This window comes from Photorhabdus khanii NC19, from assembly GCF_000517265.1.
Classification (GTDB): domain Bacteria; phylum Pseudomonadota; class Gammaproteobacteria; order Enterobacterales; family Enterobacteriaceae; genus Photorhabdus; species Photorhabdus khanii.
The window spans coordinates 109620-123588 of the sequence record NZ_AYSJ01000009.1 but is presented as its reverse complement, the minus strand read 5'-3'; the positions used below and the strand labels follow the sequence as shown (position 1 = coordinate 123588).

The 13969-nt window shown below is 42.2% G+C and carries 13 protein-coding genes; 5 read left to right on the top strand and 8 right to left on the bottom strand.

Annotation, left to right across the window (positions count from 1 at the left end; genetic code table 11):
- Positions 1–7: 7 nt before the first annotated feature.
- Positions 8–1315 (top strand): murein hydrolase activator EnvC, encoded by a 1308-nt coding sequence (gene envC, locus PTE_RS09435; protein ID WP_036845496.1) that lies wholly within the window; start codon positions 8–10, stop codon positions 1313–1315.
- Between the two features lie 4 nt (positions 1316–1319).
- A complete protein-coding gene (locus PTE_RS09430) occupies positions 1320–2231 on the top strand; it encodes a divergent polysaccharide deacetylase family protein (protein WP_036845666.1) in 912 nt (303 codons plus the stop codon).
- Positions 2232–2312: 81 nt separating this feature from the next.
- Here the strand turns inward: PTE_RS09430 and tdh are convergent, their stop codons facing one another.
- Complete coding sequence (gene tdh / locus PTE_RS09425; RefSeq protein ID WP_036845494.1) at positions 2313–3338, bottom strand: L-threonine 3-dehydrogenase; 1026 nt, start codon at positions 3336–3338, stop codon at positions 2313–2315.
- Positions 3339–3347: 9 nt separating this feature from the next.
- The gene (gene kbl / locus PTE_RS09420) at positions 3348–4544 is read right to left on the bottom strand and encodes a glycine C-acetyltransferase (RefSeq protein WP_036845492.1); all 1197 of its coding nucleotides are present in this window, start codon (positions 4542–4544) and stop codon (positions 3348–3350) included.
- A gap of 232 nt (positions 4545–4776) precedes the next feature.
- On the opposite strand from kbl, the gene rfaD reads away from it, so the two are divergent.
- From rfaD to rfaC, 3 genes are read left to right on the top strand one after another with little or no spacing between them, the layout of a single operon-like run.
- On the top strand, positions 4777–5715 hold the full coding sequence (rfaD, locus tag PTE_RS09415) for an ADP-glyceromanno-heptose 6-epimerase (protein WP_036845490.1): 939 nt from the start codon (positions 4777–4779) through the stop codon (positions 5713–5715).
- A gap of 10 nt (positions 5716–5725) precedes the next feature.
- Positions 5726–6772 (top strand): ADP-heptose--LPS heptosyltransferase RfaF, encoded by a 1047-nt coding sequence (gene rfaF / locus PTE_RS09410; protein WP_036845488.1) that lies wholly within the window; start codon positions 5726–5728, stop codon positions 6770–6772.
- Complete coding sequence (rfaC, locus tag PTE_RS09405; protein WP_036845487.1) at positions 6772–7734, top strand: lipopolysaccharide heptosyltransferase RfaC; 963 nt, start codon at positions 6772–6774, stop codon at positions 7732–7734. Before rfaF ends, rfaC begins: the two co-directional genes overlap by 1 nt.
- Positions 7735–7778: 44 nt before the next feature.
- Here rfaC and PTE_RS09400 read toward each other — a convergent pair whose 3' ends face one another.
- From PTE_RS09400 to rfaQ, 6 genes are all read right to left on the bottom strand, one after another.
- A complete protein-coding gene (locus tag PTE_RS09400) occupies positions 7779–8522 on the bottom strand; it encodes a glycosyltransferase family 25 protein (protein WP_051477323.1) in 744 nt (247 codons plus the stop codon).
- 34 nt (positions 8523–8556) lie between these two features.
- Complete coding sequence (locus tag PTE_RS09395; RefSeq protein WP_036845485.1) at positions 8557–9444, bottom strand: GNAT family protein; 888 nt, start codon at positions 9442–9444, stop codon at positions 8557–8559.
- Positions 9445–9477: 33 nt separating this feature from the next.
- Positions 9478–10434: a polysaccharide deacetylase family protein gene (locus PTE_RS09390; protein WP_036845482.1), complete on the bottom strand. Its 957-nt coding sequence runs from the start codon at positions 10432–10434 to the stop codon at positions 9478–9480.
- Between the two features lie 142 nt (positions 10435–10576).
- Positions 10577–11671, bottom strand: a complete 1095-nt coding sequence (locus PTE_RS09385) for a glycosyltransferase (RefSeq protein ID WP_036845479.1) — start codon at positions 11669–11671, stop codon at positions 10577–10579.
- A complete protein-coding gene (locus tag PTE_RS09380) occupies positions 11668–12798 on the bottom strand; it encodes a glycosyltransferase family 4 protein (RefSeq protein WP_036845475.1) in 1131 nt (376 codons plus the stop codon). The genes PTE_RS09385 and PTE_RS09380 overlap by 4 nt, the downstream gene beginning before the upstream one ends.
- Entirely contained in the window at positions 12795–13859 is a 1065-nt protein-coding gene (rfaQ, locus tag PTE_RS09375; RefSeq protein ID WP_036845472.1) for a putative lipopolysaccharide heptosyltransferase III, read from the bottom strand. Before rfaQ ends, PTE_RS09380 begins: the two co-directional genes overlap by 4 nt.
- Between the last annotated feature and the right edge of the window lie 110 nt (positions 13860–13969).

Here is a 13969-nt window from a genome sequence, read left to right as displayed (position 1 = left end):
TACAGCAATGGCAGACAACAAGGAAATACCTGGCCGTCATTATCGGCTCAATCAGAACTCATGGCAGAATAAAATTCGTGCCTTATTGTTCTGTGCTTTCCTGTCCGCGGTTTTCAGCTTTCATACTTTTGCCAATCAGATTATCGACAATAAAAATCAGCTTAAAAATCTTCAGCAAGACATTGCAGAGAAAGAGAAGAATGTGCAACAACAACAGCAAAAACGCAGTACGTTGTTGAGCCAACTGCAAGATCAGGAAAATACAATTTCTAAAGTTGGCCTCTCTCTGCACAGTACCCAAACTCAACTCAGTAAGCTGAATAAAGAGATTACCGCGCTTAATGCCAATATCAAGAAACTGGAAAAACAACAAACAGCGCAACGGGGTATGCTGGCACGTCAATTGGATGCTGCTTTCCGTCAAGGGCAGCATCAAGGGCTTGAGCTCATGTTCAGAGGTGAGGAAGGCAAGAGGGGTGAGCGCATCCTCGCTTACTATAGTTACCTTAATCAAGCCCGTCAGGATACTATTGTTAAGCTTGAGCAAACTACCGTTGATTTAACTGAACAGAAAAAACTTGAGCAGCAAAAACAGAAAGAGCAGAAACAAGTTCTGACGGAACAACAACAACAAAAGCAGCAGATGGAAGTGGCCCGCAGCGCCCGGCAGAAAACCCTGACGGAGCTGGAGTCTTCCCTGAAGAAAGATCAGAAAAGCCTCGCTGAACTAAAACAAAATGAAACCCGCCTACGGGATAAAATTGCTAAGGCAGAACGGGAAGCAAAAGCACGTGCTGAACGGGAAGCCAGAGAAGCGGCGCGCGTCCGTGCTCAGATTGCAGCGAAACAGAAACAAGCGCAGAAAAAAGGTTCCAGCTATAAACCCACTGAAGATGAACGCGCATTGATGGCTCGGACCGGTGGCCTTGGCCGTCCGGCTGGTCAGGCAATCTGGCCTGTCCGCGGTAAGGTGATACATGAGTTTGGTGAGGCACTGCAAGGCGAACTGCGCTGGAAAGGCATGGTGATTGCTGCCACAGAAGGCACTGAGGTCAAAGCGATATCTGATGGCCGGGTACTGCTGGCTGATTGGTTGCAAGGCTATGGGCTGGTTGTCGTTATAGAGCACGGTAAAGGTGATATGAGCCTTTATGGCTATAATCAGAGCGCTCTGGTCAGTGTCGGCCAGCAAGTTCGTGCCGGGCAACCCATCGCCCTGGTCGGTAACAGTGGCGGTCAGGAACAACCCGCCCTGTATTTTGAAATCCGCCGTCAGGGTAGAGCGGTAAACCCACAACCTTGGCTTGGGAGATGATCAGGTGAGACAACTCAAGTTTACAAAACTCATTGGTACTATCATCTTGTTACTCTTGAGCTTGCAAGCCAGTGCTGCCCGTCTGGCAATTGTTATCGATGATTTTGGCTACCGTCCTCATAATGAAAACAAAATATTGCAGATGCCTGTTGCGGTTTCTATCGCAATTCTGCCGGATTCTCCCCACGGCAGGGAAATGGCTGAAAAAGCCCATCAACAAGGACGGGAGATTTTAATCCACCTGCCAATGGCACCTTTAAGTAAGCAACGGTTAGAACCGGATACTCTCCAGCCAACAATGAGTAGTGAAGAGATTGATCGCATTATTCAGCGCGCAATACAAAAGGTCCCTTATGCGGTAGGCATAAATAACCATATGGGCAGCGCAATGACTTCAAGCTTGCCGGGAATGCAGAAGGTTATGCGCTCGCTGTCCCGCTATGAACTTTACTTTCTCGATAGTGTGACGATTGGAAATACTCAAGCAACAAAGGCAGCACAAGGCACTCATGTTCGCGTTATCCGCCGCAATATTTTTCTTGATGATGTGCAGTCAGAAGCGGAAACCCGCTATCAGTTAAACCGTGCGATTTCTATTGCCCGGAAGAATGGTTCAGCTATTGCTATCGGTCATCCTCATCCGACAACCATTCGCGCATTACAACAGATGCTGCCAACGCTTCCCGCTGATATTGAATTGGTCAGCCCTAGTAGGCTGTTAAGTGGCACACCTGTTGGTGACAATCACCGTAAATGGGGCAAGCAGTGTGAAATAAAAGCGGTGCCAACCACTGTTACCAGTCAAGACTATCTGGCAGTCATTAGCAACACTTTGGTTGATAATCCTGTTGTGAATACCATGAGCCAGCATATCCAGAAACTGGCTGGAGATAAATCTCAGGGTAGAACAGAATAGAAAATCATCCGAAAAAATGACTCATAAAACAGGCGCCCAAAAAACTGCAAACGCCTGTTAATCTTAGTGGTAATTTATTGATTAATCCCAGCTCAGAATAACTTTACCAGACTGCCCTGAACGCATGATGTCAAAGCCTTTTTGGAAGTCATCAATAGAGAACCGGTGAGTGATAATGGGGGTCAGGTCCAAACCAGATTGAATCAATGTCGCCATTTTGTACCAGGTTTCAAACATTTCACGGCCATAAATGCCTTTAATAAACAAGCCCTTGAAAATCACCTGACTCCAGTCGATTGCCATATCTGATGGTGGAATCCCCAACAGCGCGACACGGCCACCGTGATTCATGGTATTCAATAAGGTACGAAATGCCGCCGGTGCGCCGGACATTTCCAAACCAACATCAAAACCTTCAGTCATGCCCAATTCTGCCATGACATCTGTCAGGTTTTCCTTGCTGACGTTGACCGCACGGGTAACCCCCATTTTACGGACCAGCTCAAGGCGATATTCGTTAACGTCGGTGATAACAACATGACGCGCACCAACATGTTTACACACTGCCGCAGCCATAATACCAATTGGGCCTGCACCGGAAACCAGCACATCCTCACCAACCAGATCAAATGAAAGCGCGGTATGAACAGCATTGCCAAATGGGTCAAAAATAGAAGCCAGCTCATCAGAGATGTTATCTGGGATTTTGAACGCATTAAACGCAGGGATAACCAGATATTGAGCAAAGCAGCCTGGACGGTTTACTCCGACACCAATGGTATTACGGCATAAGTGAGTACGGCCACCACGACAGTTACGGCAGTGACCACAAGTGATATGCCCTTCGCCAGACACCCGATCACCAATTTTAAAACCTTTCACTTCCTGACCAATAGCAACAACTTCACCAACATATTCATGACCAACAACCATCGGTACAGGAATTGTTTTTTGCGACCAGTCATCCCAGTTATAGATGTGCACATCCGTACCACAAATCGCAGTTTTACGGATTTTGATCATCACATCATTGTGCCCCAGCTCCGGCTCGGGCACATCGGTCATCCAGATGCCTTCTTCTGCTTTTAACTTTGACAATGCTTTCATAGAGATGCCTTATGCAATTACTTTTAATTGCTTACCAATTCGCGTGAACGCCTCAACCGCACGTTCAATTTGTTCTTCCGTATGGGCCGCTGACATTTGCGTGCGGATACGGGCCTGATTTTTAGGGACTACCGGATAGAAGAAACCGGTGACGTAAATGCCTTCTTTCAGTAATTCTGCGGCAAATTCCTGCGCCAATTTCGCATCGCCTAACATGACCGGGATGATCGCGTGATCAGCACCTGCCAAAGTGAAACCTGCGGCGGTCATTTTTTCACGGAACAGGTTGGCGTTCTTCCACAGGCGATCGCGTAATGCATCACCCTCTTTCAGCATATCCAGCACGTTAATGGATGCCGCGACAATCGCCGGCGCCAGTGAGTTTGAGAACAGATATGGGCGTGAACGCTGGCGCAACCACTCAACAACGTCTTTACGTGCCGCAGTATAGCCACCGGAAGCACCACCCAGCGCTTTACCTAATGTGCCGGTAATGATGTCAATACGATCCATCACGTCACAATATTCGTGAGTACCACGACCATGTGCGCCAACAAAACCTACAGCATGGGAGTCATCCACCATCACCATTGCACCAAATTCATCCGCCAGATCACAGATAGATTTCAGGTCAGCAATAACACCATCCATAGAGAACACACCATCTGTTGCAATCACAATATGACGCGCGTTATCTGTTTTTGCTTGCTCCAATTGCGCTCTCAGTTCCTGCATATCATTATTGGCATAGCGATAACGCTTCGCTTTACATAAGCGGACACCATCAATAATAGAAGCGTGGTTCAGAGCATCCGAGATAATGGCATCTTCCGGCCCAAACAACGTTTCAAATAAACCACCGTTGGCATCAAAACAAGAAGAGTAAAGAATGGCATCTTCCATACCCAAAAATTCTGCCAGTTTTTTCTCCAGCTCTTTATGAGTATCCTGAGTCCCACAAATAAAACGAACTGATGCCATACCAAAACCGTGGCTATCCATTCCCGCTTTAGCGGCAGCAATAAGATCCGGATGATTAGCCAAACCTAAGTAGTTATTTGCGCAGAAGTTAATAACGTGGCTGCCATCGGCTACAGCAATATCAGCATTTTGGGCAGAAGTGATGATACGCTCACTTTTGAATAACCCTTCCGAATGGGCTTGCTCTAATTGTTCATTAATTTGCTGATAAAATGATGCTGACATTTATTTTCTCCTGATTTAAGTGAAGGGTCGTTACATATTTTACTCATTGATCAGGCAACTGACGACTCTATCAGGCAGTTAATATTAACTTTGCTGTATCCGTCACGTCATGCAACCTGAATGACCATAATATTTCAGTATATTCCCCTGCTTAAGCTGCTGTCGTCATAGATGTTAGATGTTATTATAGAAGCAATTTGCTTCATTAACCCGATTGATAGAGGTAAGTCTGATGATCATTGTCACTGGCGGTGCTGGATTTATTGGCAGCAATATTGTCAAGGCACTAAATGACGAAGGATATAAAGATATTCTGGTCGTAGATAATCTGAAAGATGGTACTAAGTTCGCCAATCTGGCCGACCTGGATATTGCTGATTACATGGACAAGGAAGAGTTTATTGTTAGCATCCTGGCCGGTGATGATTTAGGTGATATTGACGCTATTTTCCATGAAGGCGCTTGCTCATCCACAACAGAGTGGGATGGTAAGTATATGATGGATAATAACTATCAATATTCAAAAGAATTGCTGCACTATTGCCTTGAACGTGGAATTCCTTTCTTGTACGCCTCTTCCGCAGCAACCTATGGTGGCCGCAGTGATAATTTTATTGAAGAGCGTCAATATGAAAAACCTCTCAATGTTTATGGCTACTCTAAGTTCCTGTTCGACCAGTATGTCCGGGAGCTCTTGCCTCACGCTGATTCACAGATTTGCGGTTTCCGTTATTTCAATGTGTACGGGCCACGCGAAGGGCACAAAGGCAGTATGGCCAGTGTTGCATTCCATCTGAATAATCAAATCAATCAAGGGCAAAACCCTAAGCTATTTGCTGGCAGTGAAGGCTTTCAACGTGATTTTATCTATGTTGGTGATGCCGCTGCGGTTAATCTGTGGTTCTGGAAAAACGGCGTTTCCGGTATTTATAACTGTGGAACAGGTCGCTCTGAATCTTTCCAGGCGGTTGCAGATGCGGTTGTTGAATTCCATAAAGATAAATCACTGACCGTTGAATACATTAATTTTCCTGAATATTTAAAAGGCCGTTATCAGAGCTTCACTCAGGCAGATCTGACTAAACTTCGCGCGGCTGGTTATGATAGACCATTCAAAACTGTCGCCGAAGGCGTCACGGAATATATGCATTGGCTTAATCAGGATAAATAATCTACTCGTTATGAAAATATTGGTGATCGGCCCTTCGTGGGTGGGTGACATGATGATGTCGCAGAGTCTTTACCGGACATTAAAGGCGCTGCATCCTAATGCAGAAATTGATGTGATGGCTCCAGCCTGGTGTCGTCCGCTACTGGCAAAAATGCCGGAGGTCAATCAGGCACTGGCTATGCCATTAGGGCATGGCGCACTGGCATTAGGCGAGCGCCGTCGCTTGGGTGTCTCCCTGCGCGAACGTCAATATGATCGCGCTTATGTGCTGCCAAACTCTTTTAAATCTGCATTAGTGCCTTTCTTCGCCAATATTCCTCTGCGCACCGGCTGGCGTGGTGAAATGAGATATGGATTGCTCAATGATATTCGCACACTGAATAAAGAAGCTTTCCCATTAATGGTTCAACGCTATATCGCACTGGCTTACGATGCAAAACTCAGTAGCGCTACGGAGCTTCCTCAACCATTGCTGTGGCCTCAGTTAGATGTCAGTGATGAAGATGTTGCCGAATCTACTGCGGCATTCAATATTTCTGATCACCGGCCGATTATCGGTTTCTGTCCCGGAGCAGAGTTCGGTCCGGCAAAACGTTGGCCGCATTATCATTATGCCGCGTTGGCTCAACAGCTTATCACTAAGGGATATCAAATTCTGCTGTTTGGTTCCGCCAAAGATCATGAAGGTGGAGAAGATATCCGCAAGTCATTGACTGAAGAAACCCGTGAATACTGTATCAATCTTGCTGGACAAACCTCTCTTGAACAAGCAGTCAATATTATCGCGGCCTGTGATGCTATTGTGACCAACGATTCTGGTTTGATGCATGTTGCCGCAGCACTCAATCGCCCTCTCGTTGCACTCTACGGCCCAAGCAGCCCAGATTTTACGCCACCATTGTCTGATAAAGCAGAAGTTATCCGCCTTATTACTGGCTATCATAAGGTCAGAAAAGGTGATAGTGCACACGGCTATCATCAGAGTCTGATTGATATTCAACCAGAACAGATTATGGCTTCTCTGGATAAATTATTACAAGCGGAGAACCAGGATTAATGCGGGTTTTACTGGTTAAAACTTCTTCCATGGGAGATGTACTCCACTCTCTCCCAGCACTGACTGATGCGGAAAAAAACCTGCCTGATGTCCGTTTTGACTGGGTGGTAGAAGAAGGATTCGCACAAATCCCCGGCTGGCACAGTGCAGTTGATCAAGTTATTCCTGTTGCTATTCGCCGCTGGCGTAAGAATTGGTTTGGTAAAAAGATCTGCGCAGAACGCCGTTTATTTAAAGAAAAACTAAAATTACATCATTATGATGCCATTATTGATGCTCAAGGGTTATTAAAGAGTGCATTTCTGGTAACTCGATTAGCTCATGGCCCCAAACATGGTTACGACCGTAAAAGTATCCGTGAGCCATTAGCGAGTTTTTTTTATGATTGCCGCCATGCCGTCAGCAAGCAGCAACATGCCGTAGAACGTATCCGCGAGCTGTTTGCTGTCAGCCTTGGTTACGCTAAACCAACAAAGCAAGGCGATTATGGTATTGCCCGTCACTTTTTAAAGCAGCAATCAGAAAATCAAGGTGATTATCTGGTTTTTCTCCATGCCACTACCCGTGATGAAAAGCACTGGCCGGAAAGCCATTGGCGTCAGCTTATTGCTGAAATTCAGCCAACTGGTGTGCGAATTAAACTTCCCTGGGGAGCGGAACATGAGCACCAACGTGCATTGAGACTGGCGGAAGATTTCCCTCATGTGGAGGTTCTGCCAAAACTGACTTTGGCACAAGTCGCTCAGGAGTTGGCGGGAGCACAAGGCATTGTCTCTGTTGATACTGGCCTGAGCCACCTCACCGCCGCACTGGACCGCCCTAATATTACACTGTTTGGCCCAACCGATCCGGGCCTGATTGGAGGATACGGCAAGGAACAGATGTCCTTGAAAGCAGAAGATGGGAATATCAAAAGTATTACGCCATCGAAAGTATTCTCCTATCTCTGGCAAAAAATATGAAATTAAATTCAAAATACTGGCTAAAGGCATTCTTTAACCAGTATTCAATATTTTTTAATTTTATATATTTTTCTAACAAATATTTTCCATAATATATTTTTAATCTTTACAGAAAAGGGCCTTCTTTTCCTTATTTCTTTCCAAATTTTTCCTGCCTTAATACTATGCTCATTATTTCTCCCCGATATGGTTGTATTAACAGCATCCTCACTTTCTGTGACCAAAACGGGTACTGTACAACATAATTTTATCACTCCATTTTCCCTGAAAAACGCCCAGCGATCTGCAACCAGCCATACAGGATAAAGGAAAGCAATGAGGTTTTTAGCTGCCTGATTATTCAATATATAACCACAAGTTAATGTGGCGTCCAATACCGATTTAATATCCACACCACAAGGAAACTTATATTTGGAATGTTCAAAATATTGACTGGCTTTACTCAAAAGAATAACAGAAGGGGCCATTAGCTTTTCTTGCTGAATTTCATTTAAGAATTCAGGCAAACGTTCATTTAAGATAACATCATCCTCTAATATTAGTGCCATCGGAATATTATTTTCAACTATCTTCCTGTAGATTTTTATATGACTCAAAGCACACCCAATCTCACCAGGCGTTATAGCATCACTTAATTCTCTTGTTTGCCTTTGTAACTCCTCCTGTGATAACAGGCGGCCATCAACAGCCTCAATAAATTCATAATCTAAGTTTAGTTTAATACATTGTTCTTCTATTCTTTTTCTTCTCTCTGTAGAATGTTTAAGATTAACAATAAAAATTTTCATATCCTGTGCTAATGCTCCATTATTATCATAACGATTAAGGAAAAATCACTCTTTGTAAGTTGTCTCTATTACACCACCTATCTTTATATTCAAATGTTGGCCTCCCGAAACTGAATCTCATCTCCAAATTATTTTTATGACTATATTCAATAGCATCCTTAACATTAACCCACGTAGAAACTGTTCCTAGCGATAGATTTGGATAACTCAAATCCATTCCGCTATTAACATAGTCATAGCAAATCCATTTTTCACATTGTTTTTTAACAATAAATTGCATTGCGCAAGGTTTTCCTTCTAACCATAAAATATTACCAAAATTTATAGAGGGTATTTCTTCAAGAATTTCTTGCATTTCATTTTTATATGTATGTTCATTCCTGCGTTTAAAATAGAGATAATCATAAATATCTGTTAATTCTTTCGAGTCATAATTATCAACATTAATAACACTCCCCCCACTTTTTATAAAACGATTCAACTCTCTATTTCTTGTTTCTCTTGTTTTTCTAGAGATATCCTTAACCAGACATATCTGTCTTTTAGCATTTAATTTATCCGAACAGTTAATAATATTAACTTTATTTTTTGACGACATAAACTTTGATTTAAATGGAATAATAGATCTAACATCCGATTTAATCGGCAATATTATCTCATCAAAATTAAGTGGATATTTATTAATTCCTTCTTTAAGGACAATTTTCTGCTCACCAGCGAGGTAACCATCTCTCCAGCTACAGATTCCACCAATGATATTCCCGGAACCATCTCTTTTTATATAGAATTTTTCATTTAGCTGAAAACGCTTATGGAAAAAATCCAAGACTTTTGGAGAAGTGACCACACTTCCCCCGTATAAATTATAAGCCTCTCGATAATCATCAAAAGAACCTAATTTCCAACCAAAATTCAGTAACATCAATTAATCCTGTTAGTTTTATTTTCTCAATCATTACGGCTTCTTTAACTGGTAATATTCAGCCAATGTCATCCCTTGGACCTGCGATTTAAGGTAGTTAAATAATCCCTCTAAATCCTGATAAAGAGTCTCAATTTGTTCTTCATTTTTAAATGTCGGACTACCACCAGGCATAAATTCAGATGAATGCAGCATAAATTCAACATAATCACAGCCTTCTGCCAATGTTTGCTGAATAACTTTCTTCATTTGCTCCAGATTACCGCCTTTTGGCCGTAACCAGTTAACAGATGGAGAACGCTGCTTTCCGCGCAAATTATCGTATTTCTGTTTCAGGGAGTTCATCAACGGAGAGTGTTTATATTGGATGCTCATTGGTACTTCCAACAAAGAAGAACGGCCTTCTTTGGAGATATCCTGTAAATCCATAAAATAGGCATAAGATGGAAAATGGCTATAATCAGTTCCACCGTTACCTTTAGGATCACCTTTTGTGAAACGCCAATTAACCCGTGGCGTTACCGAACAATCGACTTGATAACCATATTCCACCAATAATTCAGCATAATACTCATTAAATGCCCAACGACCCGCCCGATGGCTTAACATTTTAATTTGTAGTTTATCTTCTAATAACTGAGTCATTAAGCCAACTTTGGCCCTGACTTGTTCTTTGGGAAATTCAATCAGATAAGGTTTATAGCGCATATCATCATCGGTAAGAGGAACAAGAGGTGGATTATTCCAGGCATGTAAATGCATACCTATTTCACCTTGACCTCTGGCAATCACATCTTTGGCAAAGTCAATGTATGAATCATCCATAGCCATCTCATAATTCGTCAACCAAACCGGTTTAAAACCAAAACGCTCACATAGACTCTGGAATCTTGGTAAATAATGCGTATTTTCTGTCGAAATCTGACTGTGGTTTTGCCACAGGTTATCACCTTCAGTATCAATCGTGATAATAAATGCGGGTAAAGTCATTAGAGGTGTGCCCAAAACAGACCCAAAATAATGGTGTTATGGTACGCAGGTCAGCGATACAGCGCAATTAACTTATCGCTAAAAGAGTCGCTATGTCCAACTTTATTTACTCAGAGTAAACAATGAGTTAGCTTATTCAGCTTTATAAAGATAAATATTTTGCCAAAACAATATCTAAATCAAACTTCTTATACATATCCTCTGTGATCACAGGAGGCTCCAGGAAAACAAGTTTCATTTTCTCTGCAAGTGAGTCAACTGTCAGTTCTGATTTATATTTTTCCAACTCACCAACCATAATTTCATTCACACCACCTGGGCATGCAACACTGACAATTGGAGTATCGCAAATCAATGATTCAATCAGTACATTACCCAGCCCTTCACTGTCAGAACTCAAGACAACCGCTTTAGCTCCACGAATAACAGGTAATGGATTTTCGAGGAATCCGGTTAAGATGACTTTAGATTGTAAGTTTAAATCCACAATCTTTTGTTTTATCTGTTGAGTAATAGACTCATCTCCATGACCAACAATCAATAATTTACATGGCAGAGCTGCTTTCGCAAAAGCCTCTAATAAACGATCATGTCGCTTGACCTGGTGAAATCGGCCAACATGTAATAAATACGTTTCATCCGAATAAGGATTATTTTGCAAAGATTTTTCTTTAATGTCAGGAATGTTGAAAGGATTATAAATTGTCACCATTTTCTTAGGTACGAGTGACAGATTAGTTGCTAAATCTTTCCCGACGGCATCAGAGACACAAATTAGATTCCGATTATTATATGTCCATTTAATTTTCTGTTTCTTTATCCAACGGGGTAATCCGCTTTTATTGCCAAGATACGAACTCGAGAACACACCATGTATACAAAACCACACATTTAATCCCGCTAATACCTTTGATTTCACGACAATGCGATCGGTTTTATGCAAATTTGATACAATCAATGAGGGGATTCCCTTCCGAAGAAATATTTTTTCTAAAACTTTATCCATAGATTTAGCCCTACGGCAAATCTCAGTCTGTCTTCTAAAAGGCCCATTGTACTCATCAGCATCAATAATCAGTTCAATGCCACCAGGCACTAAATACTCACATTTTTCCGCCAGAGAAAGCAGCGTAATATCATACCCTTTCTGTTGCAGACCATCACAAAGCCGGATAGTGACATTTTCTGCACCGCCACCAGGTAATCCATCAATGATAAATAATATGTGTCCTTTCATGATGAGAGCACCCTTTCGTATAGTCCAATCAGCTGTTGTGATAAATGTTCGGGTGTATAAGGCAGTACCTTAGTTCTTGCTAATACTGACATTTTATTATTCAAATGATCAGAAGGCGTATTTTGCATCGCTTCTGTAATATCCCGGATATCCAAAGCATCACATATAAACCCGTTACTTCCAGAGGTAACAAATTCAGCACCACCGCATGTCGTACTGGTTATGACCGGAAGCCCACAAGCCATTGCCTCCAATATCACATTTGGGAACGGATCATATAAGGTAGGTAACAGCAAGCCATCTGCAATCTGATAAAAAGGCAGTGTCTTTTTCTGAACGCCCATAAATCTGATTCGCTCATTGCACCCCAGAGAATTAGCTAATTGCTTATATTTCTTCTCTTCTTTATCCTGACCCACAACAATTAAATATGCATCAGTAGCACTAACTGCTTGAATCGCTACTTTTAGCCCCTTTCGCTCAAACCCAGAACCAACATAAACGAAACATTTCGCCTGTCGGGGAAGATTATATTCTTTTCTTAACAGCATTCTTTGAGATTCTATTGCCGGAAAAAATTGCTTATGGTCTATCGCATTATAAATAACTGATATTTTTCTCTCCGAAAGCCCAAAATCCGCCATGACCTCCCGTTTTACCATTTCCGAGTTACAAATAACCATTTTTAGTTCTGGTGCCAAATACATTTTTTGCTCCGCATCCATAACATAACGATGGTAACGACTCGCAAAAAGTAATTTGCCTCTCCAAGAGGATAAAACCCGGGCACGCTGCTGCAACCACCGCTGATGAACACCATCACCCGCACGGTAAATATCGCAACCAGCAATGCGTTCATGACTTTGAACAAGATCAAATTGCTCTTTTTCCCATACTGCTCTGGCCGCTTTAGCAAATCCTCTCTCACGGCTGATTCTTCCCCATTTATGAGGATTTGCTAAATGAACATACCAGTCAGGGCTAATGTCTCCCTGCCAGGAACGAGTAATAACATTGAGCTCCAGATTTTCATTACCTAAAGCTTCTAAGGCGCGGGAGACAAAACGTTCTGCTCCACCATCCGAGCGATATTTCTGCCGAACAATCGCAAGACGTACTGATTTCATAATAAATTTCTCCGGGCGGCAGCAATAACTACATCACTGGGAATGACATTCAGATAACGTATGCCCGTTTTAGTATCAACATCATCAGGATCAGGTAAATCGCCATAATCACCAGCCCAAATTACTTCACCCTTCGCTTCCCATGGGCGCCAGAATACTAACTTTGATGGCCCAAATAAAGCAATACAAGGTGTTTTCAATGCTGCGGCCATATGCATAGAAATAGAGTCTACCCCTATGAATAAATTAGCTTCATCAATCAGCGCTGCAAGTTGAGGCAAGGTTAATAGGCCAGCAAAAGAAATAACACTTTCTTTTGGGCAGCTTGATAAAATAGTCTCGACCATATCTTCTTCCTTACGATCTGGCCCGGAGGTAACAACAACTGTCCAACCATCAGACTGTAACGCACTGATCGTTTCACTCATCTTTTTCTCATCCCAACATTTGAAAAACCAGCGGGATGTTGGCTGCACCACAATATATTTTTGACTTACCCCGTGCTGCTCAAGAAGCATCCGAACAGTGTCTCTATCCTCCTGACGGTAACTCATCGTCACTTTAGTACTGGTCGATGGAAGATTTAACAGCGAAAGAGTTGACAAATTTTGCTCAACGATATGCAAAAATTCACTATGCTCTGTCGGTACTAGATTTGTGAAACATTTTTTCCAAAACAGGCTTCGCCGTTTTGCTAAATCAAGCCCAATACGTACTTTTGCTCTAGTAAACCGTGTCACAAACGCACTATACCATTGATCAGCAAGATTAATAACTATGTCATATTTACGATTCCTTAATTGTTTAAGTAATCGCCATTCATGACTAAAATGTACTCTGGCTCCTTGCTTCCTCCATTGTCTATCCATAGAAAATATATTCGCTACAGAAGAAAAATTAGCCAATATCGGTTCTGTTTCTTTGTAGAGTAAAACATCAATTTCCACTGAAGGATAATTATCCTTCAGAGTATTAATAACAGGTGTAACTAATAGCACATCACCATGATGCCGTAACTTTATTATCAGAATACGGCTAAATTGAGCTGGTAATTTACTCATAGTATTCCCAATATAAAGATACAGATAATAAGGAAAAAACTGTCTCTATATGTCCGGTAGCTGCAAGAAACTCCTGCTACTTTTATATATAATAGAAGCACAATTTTACC